Raw genomic sequence first — 15523 nt, forward strand, 5'->3', positions numbered from 1 at the left:
GACGGCCCAGGGGCCGGAGAACTGGTCACCAAGACGCCCGGCCGGGCCTTCCGTGGGAAAGGTCCGGCCGGGCGGGTGCGAGGGGTGGGTCAGCCGGTGGTGCCGGTCGTGACGCCGTCCAGGACCGTCGAGTAGTTCCATCCGAGCCGGGATCTGACGTTGGTCTTGAGCCCGCCGTAGCCGAACGCGGCGTCGACGGTCGCCTGCTGGATCTGCAGGAACTTCGGATCGCCGATCCGGTAGAAGGTCGAGTGCCGGGCGTTCTCCCAGTTCACCTTGGCGACGTCGGGACGCTGGCCCACCTGCGACACCAGAACCTTCTCGTAGTCCGCCTCGTGGGTCGGGATCCACTTCTCGTAGAAGGTGCGGAGCCGGCCGTAGAAGTCCTTGATCGCCGCGAGTTTGGCCGGGTCCTTCAGCGCGTCGGTCCGGGCGATCCAACCGCTGCCCCCGATGATGCCGAGGGTGTTGTTGTCGGCGATCTTGATCGCGTCGCCCGAGTCGACCAGCTTCTTCACGATGCTGTAGCTGGTGACGACGGCGTCCAGGCTGCCGGCGAGGAAGGCGTTGGCGGCGGCCTGGTTGCTCGGGAACTGCACGCCCTGGACGTCCTTGAGCGCGAAGCCACCCTTCTGCAGGGCGATGACGTATTCGGCGTAGATGTTGCCGCCGTAGTTGAAGCCGATCTTCTTGCCCCGAAGTCCAGCCAGGGAGGTGATGCCCGACTTCTTCGTCACGTACACGGCCGCGGGATAGGGCGCCTGCGGCGTCCAGGTCACGGCGAAGCCCTGGATCGGGGCGCCGTCGGCGGGCCACGGGGTGGCGGAGTTGGCGGCCTCGAAGGCGGCGGTGTTCTCACCGGTCTGGCCGACGTCGATCTGCTTGCCGTAGAGCGCGGCCAGCTGGTTCGCCGGCCCGGCGATGACCGGGATCTGGAACTTGTACGGCGTGTCCTCGAACAGGCCGGACGCCTTGAGCAGCGCCGGGAAGTCGGCCGTCTGGTAGCCGACCTTCAGGGTGACGCCGGAGAGGTCGAGGGACGATCCGCCGGACCCGCCCGTCGCGCGCGCGCCGGTCGACGAGGCCCCGCTCGCGGTCGAGCCGCCGGAGCTGCCGCACGCGGCGACCACCGCCGCCAGCGCGACGGTCGTGGCGGCGGCGGACGCGCGTCGGATGAGACGCCAGGGTTTCCTGTTACTGATCATGAAAAGCGGTCTTTCTCGTGGGCTGGTCAGTGAAGGTCCGTCGTCGGGTTCCGGTCGACGGGGTGATGTCCGGAAGCGGCGACCTCCGTGCTGCCACCACCGACGGTCCGGGCGACGCCAAGCTGTTCGAGCAGCGTCGCCCGCAGCGCGAGGAAGCGCGGATCGTCGCGGTTGCGGGGCTTGTCGATGTCGACCGCCTGGTCCAGGGCGATCGCGCCGCCCGAGAGGACCAGGACGCGGTCGGCGAGCAGAATCGCCTCGTCGACATCGTGGGTGACCAGGACAACGGCCGGCTCGTGCCTGGCGCACAGCGCCGCCAGCAGGTCGTGCATCCTGATGCGGGTCAGGGCGTCGAGAGCCGCGAACGGCTCGTCGAGAAGCAGCAGGTCAGGCTCGGTGACCAGCGCGCGGGCGAGCGCGACGCGCTGGGCCTCGCCGCCGGACAGCGTGCGGGGCCAGGCATTCGCGTGGCCCGCGATACCGACCTCGGCCAGGGCGTCCGTCGCCCGGCGGCGCGCGGCCCGCGGTCGGCGGGCGCCGAGGACGACGTTGCGCCACACCCGCTGTGCGGGAATCAGGCGGGGCTCCTGGAAGACGGTCGATCGCACCCGGGGGACGATCACCCGCCCCGCGTCGGCGGTGTCGAGGCCGCCGAGAATGCGCAACAGGGTCGTCTTCCCCGTCCCGGACGGGCCGAGCAGCGCGACGAAGTTCCCCTTGCGCAGCCGGAGGTCGACCCCGTCGAGCACCGCCCGGCCGTTGAAGACGCGCCGCACACCCAGCGCCTCGACCACATAACCGGCCTCGGCCGCGCCCCGCACTTCGTCCGTGTTGCCCACGCCGTGCGCTGGTTCGGCTGGCGCGGGAAATCCGTCCAGAGTCGCGGCGGCGCGGTCCGCAGTGGCGACTCCGTCCACGGTGGAAACTCCGTCCACGGTGGCGTTCTCGGGAGCGTCAACCGATGCCGACACGGGCCCTCCAGGGCAGGGCGAGGCGCTCCACGCCGCGCATGAAGAAGTCGATGAGGATTCCCAGCACCGCATAGATCCAGATGCCGGCGATGACGATGTCCGGGCGCTGGTTGTTCTGCGCGTTGATGATCAGATATCCGATGCCGGCGGTCGCGTTGACCTGCTCGGCCAGCACCAGCGACAGCAACGAGAACGAACAGGCGAAGCGCAGGCCGGTGAGGATGCCGGGCAGCGCCGTCGGGAAGATGATGCGGCGCGCGATCTGGAAGCCGGTGAGCCCGAAGGTCTTCCCCGCCTCGATGAGCTTCTGGTCGACGCCCTTCACCGCGTGGAACGTGTTCAGGTAGAGCGGGAACAGCGCGGCCGCGGTGATGAGTGCGAGCTTGGAGGGCTCCTCGATACCGAACCAGGTGACGAACAGCGGCACCAGGGCGATGAACGGGACCGTTCGCAGCATCTGCAGGGTGGCGTCGAAGATCTCCTCACCGAGCTTCCAGAGCCCGGCGAAGATGCCGATGACCAGACCGGCGCTCCCGCCGAGCAGCAGGCCCTCGCCGGCGCGGCGCAGCGACACCGGGATGGCGTCCTGCAGCGAGCCGTTGCCCCACAGGTACTTGTAGGCCTCCACGATCGTCTTTGGTGACGGGAGGGTGTCCTCGGAGGTCCAGTGCCAGTTCAGCGCGAGCTGCCAGAACACGATCAGCAGCATGGGAACACCGACGCGCAGCGTCCAGCCGCCCCAGAACCGAATCCGCTGGCGCATCGCCACCACGCGGCCGCGGCCGTTCGGGCTGAGATCGATCAGTGCCCGGTTGAGCGGTGCCTTCGCGGCGGCTTTCTCGTCCGGCGCGATCGCGGTGATGGTGGTCATGATCGGGTCCTCACGGCTGGCGCATTCAGGCGAACGTGGCGAAGGGGACGGTGTCGTCCTGGTCCAGCTCGGCGACCAGGCCGAGCTCCCAGGCCAGGTAGCGACGGAAACCGGCCTTGCGGGCCTCGAGGTCGATCTCGCGCCAGCCCGAGCTCACGACGTCGTTCGGCTCGTGCAGCCAGGCGACCTGGTCGGTCTCCACGGGCAGGCCGGCCGCGCGCCAGGCGTCGGTGCCGCCGTCGAGCACCTGGACCTCCCGGTCGGTGACGGCCGCGAGGTCGGCCGCGGCGTAGCGCGCGAGCACGCCGTCGGTGGAGGTCACGACGATCGGCCCGGTGCCGGGCAGCTGACCGACCGACGCCGCGAGCCGGGCGCGGATGGCGAACCTGGCGCCGGGGAGGTGGCCGGCGCGGTACTCCGGGCTGGGAGCGACGTCGAGCACCAGCACGCTCCCGGCCGGCGCATCGTGCACCTCGCCGGGGGTGATGGAGCGTGGACCGCCCGTCGGCAGGCCGAGGTCATCCGTGGCCGCCACCGGCCCGGTCTCGAGCTCCACCCCGTCGAGCCCGCCCTCAAGAACGAAGACCTCGGCCCAGCCGAACTGGGCGATCCAGGAGGCGGCGACGGTCGCCCGCACGCCGTCGTTGTCGACGAGGACCACCCGGGAGTGGTGCGTCCCGACGTACCGGAACACCCACGGCGCGACCTCCCAGCTCGGGGCCGAGCGCGAGCCGGGCCGATGGCCTGCGGCGAACTCCTCGGGCGTGCGCACGTCGAGGACGTAGAGCGAGCGCGTGTCGTCGGCACCGAAGCTCGCCAGGGTGGCGGCGTCGATCCGCCGGATTCCGAAGCGCTCGCGGAAGCGGTCCCCCGCCGCCTTCGCCGCGTCCAGCGCCGGGCCGGTCGGCAGCGGCGCCTGCGCCTGCCTGCCGTGGTCGAGTTCGTGCCCCTCCAGCACCCACGACTGGGTGCCGCCCTCCAGCGACACGACCCGGTTCGGCAGGCCCGCGTTGATGAGCACCTGGGCGCCGAGGATGCTGCGCGTGCGACCGGCGCAGTTGACGACGACGAGGCTGTCGGGCGAGGACACCACCTCGGCGGCCCGGTAGACGAGCTCGGCGCCGGGGATCGACGTCCCGCCGGGAAGACTGTGGTTCGTGAACTCGCCGATGGGCCGGCTGTCCAGCAGCACGATGTCCTCGCCGGCGGCCCGGCGCTCGAGAAACTCGGGCACGCTGATGTGCGGCGTCGTGTAGATCTCCTCGATCCACTCGCCGAAGGCCTGCCCGATGACGTGGTCGCCGCCGCTGTGGACCTTGTGCCCGGCCGCGGCCCACGCGGCGAGCCCGCCGTCGAGCACGCGGACATCGGTGTAGCCGAGCTCGCCCAGCCGTGCCGCGGCCCGCCCGGCCAGCTCGCCCTCACCCCCGTCATAGGTGATGACCGGCGTGCTTCGGCGCGGGACGAGCGCACCGACCCTGCGCTCCAGGATGCTGAGCGGGATCGAGACGGCGAGCAGGATCGACCCCTGCTCGGCGGTGACGCCGGACTCGCGGACGTCGACGAGCGCGTACTCCCCGCCGTCCCCGAGCAGGGTGCGCAGTCCGGCGGCGTCGATGGTGGCGGCGTCGATGGTGGCGGCGTCGATGGTGGCGGCGTCGAGCGTGGGTGCCGCGGGCGAGGAGGCGGGCGGCGTGGCGGCGGCGAGATCGGTCATGGGGTCTCCCGGGCTTCTGTGCTCAGTAGTAGATGGATCCGGGCACGCCGCCGCCGGCGAAGACGCCGTCTCCGGTGATGGCGACGCTGCGCGGGGAGGCGAGGAAGGCGACGACCCACGCCACCTCGTGGGGCTCGATCACCCGGCCGATGACGGTGTTCGCGGGGGGCAGCGTGCCGTCGGCGGTTCGGGCACTGGCGAGCTCCGCGTAACGCTCCGTACGGGTGGGCCCCGGGTGGACGACCGTGACGTTGACGCCGTGCGGGCCGAGCTCGTCGGCGACGTTCTTCGTCAGCGCGGTGACCGAGGCGTTGCGCACGGAGCCGATGACCGAGACGGTGGAGCGGGAGCCGGTGCCGCTGATGTTGATGATGCGGCCCCAGCCGTTCTCGATCAGCAACGGAGCCACCGCACGGATGGTGCGCAGATAGCCGATCACCTTGACGTTGAGCTGCCGCTGGAACCATGCGTCGTCGGCGTCGTGCAGGCTCGGGCCCTGCTGGGCGGGCTGCTCGGCGGCGTTGTTCACGAGGATGTCGACGCCGCCGAAGGCCGCCCGCACGGTGTCGACCAGAGCGCGCACCGAGTCGTCGTCACCGGTGTCGGCCGGGACGGGGAGGGCGTCAGCGCCGGTTGACTGCCTGATCGCGGCCACCGCCTGGCCGAGTACGTCCCCCCGACGTCCCGCTATCGCGACCCGCACGCCCTCGCGTGCCAGTTCCTCGGCGATGGCGTAGCCGATGCCGGTGCCGCCGCCGGTGACGATCGCGCGCTTGCCGGCCAGTTCGAGACCCACAGGTTTCCCCGATCGAGAGCACGGTGGCAGCGCTCGGCTGCCGGGACGGGCTCAGCGTGCGGGGCGGGGACGCCGCGAACAAGCAAGTTTGTCTACCGAAAAAGGTGGAATCGGGCTTAACCGTGGCGCGCCGAGTCCGGCCGCGCCGGGTCAATCCCGATCATTCCGATCGGCAAGGTGGTGTGTTCGTGCAGGTCTGTGCCATCATCAGGGGGTGAGCAGCAGGATGGACCTCGTCGCGCGTCTGCATGTGGATCTCATGCGTGCCTGCGTCGCCGCCTGTTGTTGTTGAGTCGCTTCGTCCGGTAACCGGGCGGTTGCCCGCCACGCCGGCGGGCGCCGGTCGCGTCGTGCCCTTCCAGACGTCCGTCGCCGACACCGACCGGGGCCTGCCCGGTGTCGTAGCGATCAACTCGCTCACCCCTGAGGTCATCCATGAGCATGCTCGACCTGCGCCGCATGATGTTGCTCCGCGATCTCGCCGACCTTGGCACGGTCACCGCGGTCGCCGAACGGCGCAACATCACCAGTTCCGCCGTCTCCCAGCAGCTGCGGGTGCTCGAGCAGGAGACCGGCGCCATCCTGTTCCGCCGGGCTGGCCGCACCCTGGGCCTCACCCGCAGCGGCCGCGTTCTCGTCGAGCACGCGCGCGTCGTGCTGGGCGCCGTCGACGACGCGATGAGCGCGCTGGCGGCCGAACGTGACCAGGTTTCCGGCCAGGTCGCCGTCGCCTCCTACAACCTGGGCATCCCGGCCTTCGCCGCGCCGCTCGTGCACCGCCTGAGCACCGACAAGCCACACCTGCAGGTCCGGCTGCAGCAGGCCGACGCGGACGGCGCGCTGCGCCTGCTGCGCCAGAACGAGGTCGACGTCGCGATCATCTACCGCTGCGACTTCGAGGCCCAGGACGTGCTCACCGGGCTGACCCAGCAGGCGCTGCTGGTCGAGCCGTTCGTGCTGCTGGCACCGACACGGCTGCACCCGCGGGTGCTCAGCCGGGGGCTCGCCGCCCTCGCGGACCTCGCCTGGGTGACGGGCCTGGTCGACTCGAGCCTGGACATCGCCCTGCTGCGCGCCGCCGAGCGGGCCGGCTTCACCCCGCGGGTCACGCACCGGCTGGTGACCGCCCAGATCGTCTGCGACCTCGCCGCCACCGGAGTCGTCCCGGCGATCGTGCCCCGGCTGTCGGTGCCGCCGCACCTGGCACACCTCATCGTCGAGGACATCCCCGTCGGGCATCGCACGGTCAGCGCGGTCGTGCGCGACCGGCGTCGCGCCGACCCGAACATCGCGCTCATCCTGCGCACGCTGCGCGTGATCGGCGCCCAGGCGCTGGGCGAGCCGCGGCTGAGCGTCGCCTCCTGACGGCGCCACGCCGGCAGCCTCGGTGTGACGCGGTGCGCGCTCGAACCTCGTCATTCCAGGAATCCTCAGCGGGGTGTGACAACCGCGGGTGGCCGCCACCCACGATCCGGGTTGATCACACCGACAATCAATGAGTTACTGCTACATCGTTGCTGTAGGAGAACTTAAGAAAGAAACCGTTGCCCTGAGCTGACGTCTGACGAGGCCGAGCAGGCCCGGCACGGCCGGCGGCTGGCGGACCGGCGGTCACCCAGAATCCGGAAATCAGACCGGCAGTACCTCCGCCAGCGCGCGCAGGGAAGCGAGCGGGGCCTCCTCGCCGTCGGTGACGAGGCTGATGGCGACGTGGTCGGCGCCGGCGGCGGACTGGGCGGCCACGGCGGCGGCGGCCGCCGCGACCTCGCCGTGCGGAACCAGGTCGTCGACGAGCCGGTCGGCCAGCGTGGCGATCTCCTCGTCGGTGAAGCCCATCCGGGCGAAGTGCGCCTGATAGGCCGGCAGAGACCCGAGGAAGCCCAGCGGTGCCCGGGCGGCCGCCCGGGCGCGGGCCGGGTCGGCGGCGTCGAGGACGGCAAGCTGGCTGACGGCCAGCGTCGTGTCGTCACCGAGGGACCCGCGGATCTCCTGCGTGTACTCCGGGGTGACCAGAACGGGGTAGGCGGCCGCGCCGTGCTCGCGGGCGAAGGCGAGCATCTTCGGCCCGAGCGCGGCGAACGCCAGCGCCGTCCGCGGCACGGCGCCGCCGAGCGCGTTGACGTAGTCGGCCAGCGTCCGCAGTGGCCTGGGTCCGTGCGCGCCACCGAGTCCGACGACGAACCGCCCGGGGTGGGACGCCTCCAGCTCGGTGTAGAGCGCGGCGACGTCGGCGGCGGGGAAGAGGTCCACGGACAGGATGCCGGTGGCGACCCGAATCCTGCTGGTGGCCTCGACGACCTGCCTGACCTGGCCGAGGCTCCGCAGCGGGCCGCCGGTCAGCCAGAGCGTCGGGTAACCCAGCGCCTCCACCTCGCGGGCGGCGGCGGCGAGCCCGTTCGTCGCGGGGCTGAGCACCACGCCCACAGCCCCCAGCTCGATCCTTGGCATCGCGGACTCCGTCCGGTAGTTCGGGTCGGGTGTCCGGACTGACGCGTCGGGCCCATCGGGCCATGGCGCGCGCCGGTCCGTCAGCGATCGGCAACCCGCCCGGTCGCGCTCCTGTTCCCCCGCGCGACGCCGCCGCCCGCACCGCCCCGCCGCTGATCCACTCCCCCGCCGCCGATGGCCACCCCCACGTCGACACACTCGATCAAATAGACGACACAGACAGTAAAGCGACGCATATCGCAGGGAATATGCTCCCGTGGTGTTGCATTGTGGAAGGCACCAACACAGACGAGGAGCGGCGACATGCATTCTGTGAATCCCGTCACCTTCACGACACCATCGGAGGGCGGCTTAGGCATCAAGGTGCCCCGCCAGGATGTACGGCACCGCGTCGAGATCGCGGGCCGACCGGACTGGACGGGTGCCCGCGTTCGGGCAGCCCTCGCCCGCGCGAACCAACCCCTTCGGGCCCGTGCGTTGGCGCACATTCTGGGCCTCCCCGCCGTCGAGGTGAAGGCAGCCCTACGGCGACTGCAGGACCTGGGAGCCGCCGCCTCCCACGATCGCAGGTGGACCGCCGTCACAGAGCCTTAGACAGAGCCTTAGCCCCAGGACGGCTCCCGAACGCCGTGACGCACCAGCCGGGCTTCACCGGCGGGGCCATCCGCCCGAGCATGCGCTCCGCCTGATTCCGGCGACCAGCAGATGAACTCCAGGCGACGCGGGGACGGCATATCGCGCACCGCGCTTTGTTGCGCATTCTTTCGCGTCGCCGTCGAGGCTGGCGGGTCGCCGTCGCTTTAGCCACGGCCGATGTTCTGCCGGCAAAGCACGCCCGGTCCGCGCCCCGGGAGAAGCGGGAGCAGCGACGCCCACCACGCCGATGACCGCCAGCGACGAAGCTGGCGGTACGGGCGTCAGGGGGCCTCTCCGCTGACACTGAAGTATGGAGCAGTTTCACTTCGACCCACAGACCTACCTGGCCATGGTCCTGGCCGACGTCCCCTTCTACGAGGAGGTCCAGGACCAGGTGGCCGCCGCCACGGCCGGTCTGGCCGCGAGGTGCGTGCTCGATCTCGGGGCAGGCACCGGTGAGACCAGCCGACGGGTGCTCGCGCTCCACCCCACAGCCGCGCTCGTCGCACTCGACGAAAGCCCACAGATGCTCGGCCACGCCCGCCACCACCTACCAGACGCGAACCTCCTCGTCGGCAGACTCGAGGAGCCACTACCGACCGGCCCGTTCGACCTGGTGATTTCCGCCCTCGCCGTCCATCACCTGGATGGCCCGGGAAAGGCAGACCTGTTCCACCGGATCGCCGCCGCCATCCCGGCGGGAGGGCGGTTCGTGCTCGCAGACGTGATCGTGCCGGAAGACCCCCAGAACGCCGTCACACCTGTCAACGGCGTCTACGACAAACCCAGCCGTCTACCCGACCAGCTCGCCTGGCTCCACCACGCAGGCTTCGAACCGGCCGTCACCTGGCAGCGCGACGATCTTGCGGTCATCACCGCCGACCGGCACTGATCAGCCTGCATCCAACTCGGGCCGCGCGGGCTGACGCGACTCGGGCGGGTTCAGCTCGCGGTGACGGCGGCCGGAGTGACCGTCACCGGGATGCCGTTGAGCACCGCGTTGCCGGACAGCGGGTCCATGACGGTCTCGTCGATGAGGTCGTTCACGTTGGTTCCGGGGCGTCCCGCCGCGACCCGCAGGTTGGTGCCGGGCCGGCCGTGCCCCCAGCCGTGCGGCAGGCTCACCACTCCCGGCATCACCGCGATGGTGATCTCCACCGGCGCCTCGACCGCACCCACGTGGCTCGACAGCCGGGCGGGTTGGCCGTCGACGAGGGCGAGCCGGGCGGCGTCGGTCGGATGCACCTGCACCGTGCAGCGATCGCGGCCCTTCACCAGGGTGCCGATGTTGTGCATCCACGAGTTGTTCGATCGCAGGTGCCGCCGGCCGATCAGGATCAGCGTGTCCTCGCCGGAGCGTGACGACAGCGCCTCCCTCAGCCGGTCGACATCCGCGGCGATCGGCGCCGGCGCCAGCTCCACGGCTCCCGACGGGGTGCGCAGGGCGTCCGGGAGGCGGGTCCGCAGCGGCCCGAGATCAATGCCGTGCGGCTGGGCGAGCAGGTCGTCGAGGGAGAGCCGGTACGGGCCGCCACGCAGCATCAGGTCGAGCAGGCGGTCGGGTCCGCGGCGGGGCGAGACGGCAGCGAGGAGTTCCGCGCCGCTGGCCGCGCCGATCGTCCGCGCGGTCCGTCCGGCGAGCCGGGACGCGATCGCGTCGTCGGTCGCGGTCACGGCCGCCGCGAGACCCTCGGCGCTCAGGTCCGGGTCGTCGGGCTCGGTCGCCGACTGGGCGATGCGGGCGAGGCGCAGGAGGATCTCCCACTCGTCGAACTCGCCGGCGGCGCGTTCCACGAGCGGCTCGGAGTAGTTCGCGATGTTGCGCACCGCGAGCTGGTAGTTGCCGAGGTCGTAGTGGCTGCGCGTGAGGATCCGGGGCGCCGGCAGGATGAGGTCGGCGTGGCGGGTCGTCTCGTTGCGGTAGATGTCGACGCTGACCATGAAGTCGAGCGAGGCCAGCGCGCGGGAGATCCGGGGACCGTTCGGCGCCGACAGCGCCGGATTGCCGGCCAGGGTCACCAACGCGCGGACCTGCCCCGTCCCCGGGGTGTCGATCTCCTCGGCGAGACAGCCGGCGGGCAGCTCGCCGAAGATCTCCGGATGCCCGCCCACCCGGCTGTGCCACCGGCCGAACCGGACGCCCTGGCCGCGGCCGGGCAGGCCCTGTGTCGTCGCCGACCCGCTGGCGGGCAGGGTGAACATGGCGCCACCCGGCCGGTCCAGATTTCCGGTCAGCACGTTGATGACGTCCACGAGCCAGCTGGTCAGCGTCCCGAACTCCTGGGCGCAGGTCCCGAGCCGTCCGTAGACCGCCGCCGACGGGGCCGCGGCGAGCTCTCTCGCCAGCCGCCGGATAGTCCCCGCCGGGACCGCGCACCGCGACGCCACCGCCTCGGGGGGGAAGGCGGTGGCCAGCCGCCCGACGTCGGCGACACCGTTGACGAGGCCATCGAGGTGGCCGAGCCGCACCAGCCCTTCCGCCACCAGGACGTGCACCACCGCGAACAGGAAGTACGCGTCGGTGCCGGGACGCAGCGTGACATGCTCGTCCGCGAGCTCGGCGGTCCGGGTGCGGCGCGGGTCGACGACCACCAGCCGCCCGCCCCGGGCACGCAGGGCGCGTAGCCGCCCCGGCATGTCCGGCGCGGTCATCAGACTGCCGTTCGACTCGGCCGGGTTCGCGCCGAGCACCAGCAGGTAGTCGGTCCGGTCCACATCAGGCACGGCGATGCTCATCTGGGTTCCGAACATGAGCCCGGCCGCGACCATCTTCGGCATCGCGTCGAGCGTCGTGGCCGTGAAGTAGTTCTGCGTGCCGAGCGCGCGCAGCAGGACGGACGTGTACAGCAGCCCCGACAGATTGTGGCTGGTCGGGTTGCCGGAGTACAGCGCGACGGCGTTCGGCCCATGCTCGCGCAGGATGGGCACCAGCCGCCTGTGCACCTCGGCGAAGGCGTCGTCCCAACTGACCGGGACGACGTCGTCCCCGCGCCGCAGCAGGGGGGTACGGACGCGATCCGGGTCGGTGTCGAGCGCGGCCACCGACACGCCCTTGGGGCACAGGAAACCACGGCTGAACACGTCCGCGGCGTCGCCACGGATCCCGACGACCTCGTCCCCGGCGAGCGAGACGGCCAGGCCGCAGCTCGACTCGCACAGTGGGCAGGTGCGAAAGCCGACCCGGATCCCGTCCGGTGTCGTGGTGTGCACCCGGCTCATCGCGACGTCCCCCCGGGCGGCGTGCTGACGGTTCGAGGCTGGTCCAGCTCCATCGACGCGGTCCTCCCAGGTCGCCGGCACCGCGGTGGGCCGGTGCCCCGGATGGGGCGGCGCGGGCATGGCTCCGCGAGAGCCGCTCGATCGCATGCCGGTGAATTATTTAATCTAATTAGCGTATTGATTATGCCCAGGGGTGGGCATCGGCGCAACCACTGGCCGGTGCCGGCACGTTCGCCGCGCTCCTGCTCGTCTTCGGCGTCGCCAACTTCCTGAGCACGGTCCTGGCGCCGCGAGGGCCCGGACGCTGCCGGCGCCGCCTGGCTCGACCTGAGGCAGGGTCGCGGCCTGGACGATCAGGGCGGCTGATCCATGGTGTTCGCCCGGCCGCGGGCTCAGATCTGGCCCAGGCCGCCGTCGACGTAGACGTTCGCCCCGTAGACGAAGCTGCTCTGCGAGGAGGCCAGGAAGGCGACGACGGCGGCCACTTCGCCCGGATCACCCGGGCGCCGGGCGGGGATGCCAGCAGCGACGCTGGTGATCATCTCCTCGGCTCGGTCCCCGAAGGCCGTGTCCCACAACGGGGTGGCCACCGGCCCTGGTGAGACGACGTTGACCCGGATGCCCCGCGGGGCCAACTCACTGGTCCAGGCGCGGGCATACGCGCGCACGGCGGCCTTGGAAGCGCCGTATGCGCTCATGCCGGCAGCTCCACCCGACCCGGCCGTGGATCCGGTGAGGACGATCGACGCACCGTCGTTGAGCAGCGGAAGGGCCTTCCGCACGGTCAGGAAGACGCCCTTGACATTGACGTCGAAGATCGCGTCGTGCGTCTCCTCGGTGAGCTCCTCCAGGCTCGCGAGCGGGTTGATGCCCGCGTTGGCGAACACCACATCCAGGCCATCGCCCCGCTCCCGTACCCGCTCGTAGAGGCGATCCACGTCGGCCGCGACACTGACGTCGCCCGCCACCGCGGTGGCGTTGCCGATCTCGGCGGCTGCCTTGTCCAGCTCGGCCTCGCGGCGGCCGGTGATGAACACGTGCGCGCCGTGGGCCGCCAGCCGCTTCGCCGTGGCCAGGCCGATCCCGGCGTTGCCGCCCGTCACCACAGCGATCTTGCCGTCGAACTGTCCCATTTTCCGGTTCCCTTCAAGGTCGGCGGTCCGGACCGGACCATCGCCGACGCTAGGTAAGGCTCCGCGACCGACCCAGAGCCCTCTCCAGACAGGGGACTGGCAGGGCCCCCCTGGCCACGACGAGCCGGCCTAGAGTGGGGACGTGAGCGAGACGACCAACGCCCTCGGCGCCTTCCTTCGGGCCCGTCGGACGCTGGTCACGCCACGGCAGGCCGGGATCCCGGAGAGCGGCGCGCGACGCGTCCCCGGTCTGCGCCGCGAGGAGGTCGCGATGCTCGCGGGCATCAGCGCTGACTACTACCTGCGCCTCGAGCGCGGCCGCGACCGCAATCCGTCGGTGCAGGTGCTCGAGTCGATCGGCCGGGTGCTCCAGCTCGATGACGAGCACACCGCCCACCTGCTGTCGCTGGCCGCGGCCGCCCCCCGTCGACGCCGCCCGCGGGCCCGCATGGAGACGGTCCCACCCGGCGCGTTGAAACTGCTCGACTCGATGGCTCAACCGGCCTTCATCGAGGGTCGCTACTTCGACATCCTCGCGGCCAACAGCCTCGCCCGCGCGGTCTCGCCTCGGTTCGACGTTGGCGGGAATCAGCTCAAGGACATGTTCCTCGACCCTGACCAGCAGTCCTTCCACCCGGAGTGGGAGGCGATGACGGAGTGCTTCGTCGCCAGCCTGCGCCAGGCCGTCGGGTCCGACATCGACGACCCGCGCTTCATCGACCTCACCGGCGAACTCTCCCTGGCCAGCCCGAGGTTCCGCCAGCTGTGGGCCCGCCACGAGGTACGCGGCCAGACGGGCACGCCGATCCGCATGATGCATCCGCAGGTCGGCGAGCTAACCCTCAACCGTGACCGGCTCGCGATCACAGGCACCGACAACCTGATGCTCGTCGTCTACCACCCCGACGCCGGCTCCACCGACGCCGACAAGCTCGCGATCTTGGCCTCCGCGGGTCTACCCACTCGGTCTACTCGGGCCGGTAAGGACAACAACCCTGGCTCAAGCCCGGGGGTAACGAATGTGGTCCCGACGGAACGCGGTACCGGCGACTTGCGTCAGCGATAACCTCGGAGAACATCTACGGCCGAACCACGGGGCGGGGCAGGCCAATCCCATGTGCGATCGGAAACCATGGCCTGGGCGGGGTCACATGGGAGGAAGTTTGAATCGAACCCCGGTGAGCTCCTCGGAGATGTCCCAGAGGCGGCGGCCGGTCTCGGTGTCCCTCGCCGAGGGCGCCAGGTCCACGACCTTGGGCGCGCCACGCAGCTCGGCCATGCCGCCGGGTCGCCGTTCCGCGGCACTTTCCGCCGAAAGTTCCATATCTCGATTTTAGCATGAATCTTTAATAAAGAAAACAGAGTCACGCTCCACTAGACCCGGTGCCGTCCGCGCCGACGAATACCGGCGCGGGCGGCGACATCCGTTTCAGGAGTCACCGGAAGGGGCGGCCCATGGCGCCTGGTAACGACCGTTGAACGCCTGACCCCGAGCGGCACGCCGGAGATACTGGCCGCCACCACCACCACGGCGGCCTCCCCCCGGGTCCCTGATGTCGTTGGCGACGACCGCGCGGTGACCGTCTGCACAGGGAGCAGACCCAATCCCTGATTACCCAACGGGATCTTGCTGTGGTGAGACCTGGAATCAGCGGCCTGGCTTCAGGGGCGGGCGGCGTTGTGTGGCGCGGTCGGGTGAGGCAGCGCTGCTGGAGTGCCAGGATCCGCACCTTCGCGACTGAGCCGGCCGACACCGCCGAGGACGGCCGGCACGGTTAGCAAGATCGGCGAGTTGGGACGTCACAACCGCGAAAAGCCCAGGTCCGACGGCATGAGACACCTACCCAACGCTCGACCGGTGGACCATGTGTACCAGCATCCGAACCGATTGATCTTGGTTGCTGGCCCTGAAATCGCTGTCCGACCGGTCGCTACCCGGACCCTGACCAGGGACGATGCCCAGTGACCGCGCCGACCTCTACATTATCTAGCGAATCGAACACGTGTCCCGAATTCCTGGCGGCGTCGGACACTTCGGCCCGTCTCGTGACCGTGATCGTCGGCGTGGTGGTCGCGTTGATGTTCTGCTTCGGGTTCGGCATGTCCTCGCGCTCGGGCTGCATCTGGGTGTTCCGATGTGCATAGCGCCGCTGGTCGGCTGAGGAATGGTAGTGGAGGCAGCCGCTCCAAACAGTGACCTTGCCGGGTGATCGCGCTGACTAGAACATCATCGACAGAGGAGAGCAAGCGTTCCGAACGTCTGGCGGTCCGGGCATTTCTGGGCCGACAGGTGACCGTGATCATGGTCAGTGCGGCTGGTCGAGTTGGCTGGCGATGAGCGGGAACTCCGCCTTGAGGAGCGTTGTCAGTTGCTCCTGAAGGTCGCGCAGCGCGGTCGTGGCGATGCGCCACACGATGGACCAGTCGACGTCGAAGTAGGTGTGCACGGCGATGTTGCGGAAGCCTGTGACCGATCGCCACGGCACGTCCGGCCAGCGCGCGCGGATCTCGGGCGAGACTCGCCCGG

13 protein-coding genes are annotated in these 15523 nt (G+C 70.6%); 3 read left to right on the plus strand and 10 right to left on the minus strand.

The window, feature by feature from the left end:
* Positions 1-89: 89 nt before the first annotated feature.
* The 5 genes from C1A33_RS22940 to C1A33_RS22960 form a co-directional block, all read right to left on the minus strand.
* Complete coding sequence (locus C1A33_RS22940) at positions 90-1205, minus strand: ABC transporter substrate-binding protein (protein ID WP_101833435.1); 1116 nt, start codon at positions 1203-1205, stop codon at positions 90-92.
* Between the two features lie 26 nt (positions 1206-1231).
* Complete coding sequence (locus C1A33_RS22945; RefSeq protein ID WP_480014664.1) at positions 1232-2083, minus strand: ABC transporter ATP-binding protein; 852 nt, start codon at positions 2081-2083, stop codon at positions 1232-1234.
* A 76-nt stretch (positions 2084-2159) separates the two neighbouring features.
* Complete coding sequence (locus C1A33_RS22950) at positions 2160-3047, minus strand: ABC transporter permease (RefSeq protein ID WP_101833437.1); 888 nt, start codon at positions 3045-3047, stop codon at positions 2160-2162.
* A gap of 25 nt (positions 3048-3072) precedes the next feature.
* Entirely contained in the window at positions 3073-4764 is a 1692-nt protein-coding gene (locus C1A33_RS22955; RefSeq protein WP_101833438.1) for a rhodanese-like domain-containing protein, read from the minus strand.
* 22 nt (positions 4765-4786) lie between these two features.
* Positions 4787-5560, minus strand: coding sequence for an SDR family NAD(P)-dependent oxidoreductase (locus C1A33_RS22960; RefSeq protein WP_101833439.1), 774 nt, complete (start codon positions 5558-5560; stop codon positions 4787-4789).
* Positions 5561-5995: 435 nt separating this feature from the next.
* Here C1A33_RS22960 and C1A33_RS22965 point away from each other — a divergent pair, with 435 nt between their 5' ends.
* Positions 5996-6925 (plus strand): LysR family transcriptional regulator, encoded by a 930-nt coding sequence (locus C1A33_RS22965; RefSeq protein WP_207770447.1) that lies wholly within the window; start codon positions 5996-5998, stop codon positions 6923-6925.
* A 264-nt stretch (positions 6926-7189) separates the two neighbouring features.
* On the opposite strand, the gene C1A33_RS22970 is transcribed toward C1A33_RS22965, so the two are convergent.
* Positions 7190-8008 carry a TIGR03620 family F420-dependent LLM class oxidoreductase gene (locus tag C1A33_RS22970; protein ID WP_101833440.1) on the minus strand — a complete coding sequence of 273 codons (819 nt, stop codon included), beginning with the start codon at positions 8006-8008 and terminating at the stop codon, positions 7190-7192.
* Positions 8009-8954: 946 nt separating this feature from the next.
* On the opposite strand from C1A33_RS22970, the gene C1A33_RS22980 reads away from it, so the two are divergent.
* Entirely contained in the window at positions 8955-9536 is a 582-nt protein-coding gene (locus C1A33_RS22980) for a class I SAM-dependent methyltransferase (RefSeq protein WP_101833442.1), read from the plus strand.
* Between the two features lie 50 nt (positions 9537-9586).
* Here C1A33_RS22980 and C1A33_RS22985 read toward each other — a convergent pair whose 3' ends face one another.
* Complete coding sequence (locus tag C1A33_RS22985) at positions 9587-11863, minus strand: molybdopterin oxidoreductase family protein (RefSeq protein ID WP_101833447.1); 2277 nt, start codon at positions 11861-11863, stop codon at positions 9587-9589.
* A gap of 392 nt (positions 11864-12255) precedes the next feature.
* Complete coding sequence (locus C1A33_RS22990; RefSeq protein ID WP_101833443.1) at positions 12256-12996, minus strand: SDR family NAD(P)-dependent oxidoreductase; 741 nt, start codon at positions 12994-12996, stop codon at positions 12256-12258.
* Positions 12997-13138: 142 nt separating this feature from the next.
* On the opposite strand from C1A33_RS22990, the gene C1A33_RS22995 reads away from it, so the two are divergent.
* The gene (locus C1A33_RS22995; protein ID WP_101833444.1) at positions 13139-14062 is read left to right on the plus strand and encodes a helix-turn-helix domain-containing protein; all 924 of its coding nucleotides are present in this window, start codon (positions 13139-13141) and stop codon (positions 14060-14062) included.
* An 81-nt stretch (positions 14063-14143) separates the two neighbouring features.
* Here C1A33_RS22995 and C1A33_RS23000 read toward each other — a convergent pair whose 3' ends face one another.
* A complete protein-coding gene (locus C1A33_RS23000; RefSeq protein WP_207770448.1) occupies positions 14144-14320 on the minus strand; it encodes a hypothetical protein in 177 nt (58 codons plus the stop codon).
* A 982-nt stretch (positions 14321-15302) separates the two neighbouring features.
* Positions 15303-15523 (minus strand): HepT-like ribonuclease domain-containing protein (locus tag C1A33_RS23010; RefSeq protein WP_133150795.1); only part of this gene is annotated, 221 nt, incomplete at its 5' end.

Source organism: Frankia canadensis, from assembly GCF_900197875.1.
In the GTDB taxonomy this organism is placed as follows: domain Bacteria; phylum Actinomycetota; class Actinomycetes; order Frankiales; family Frankiaceae; genus Frankia; species Frankia canadensis.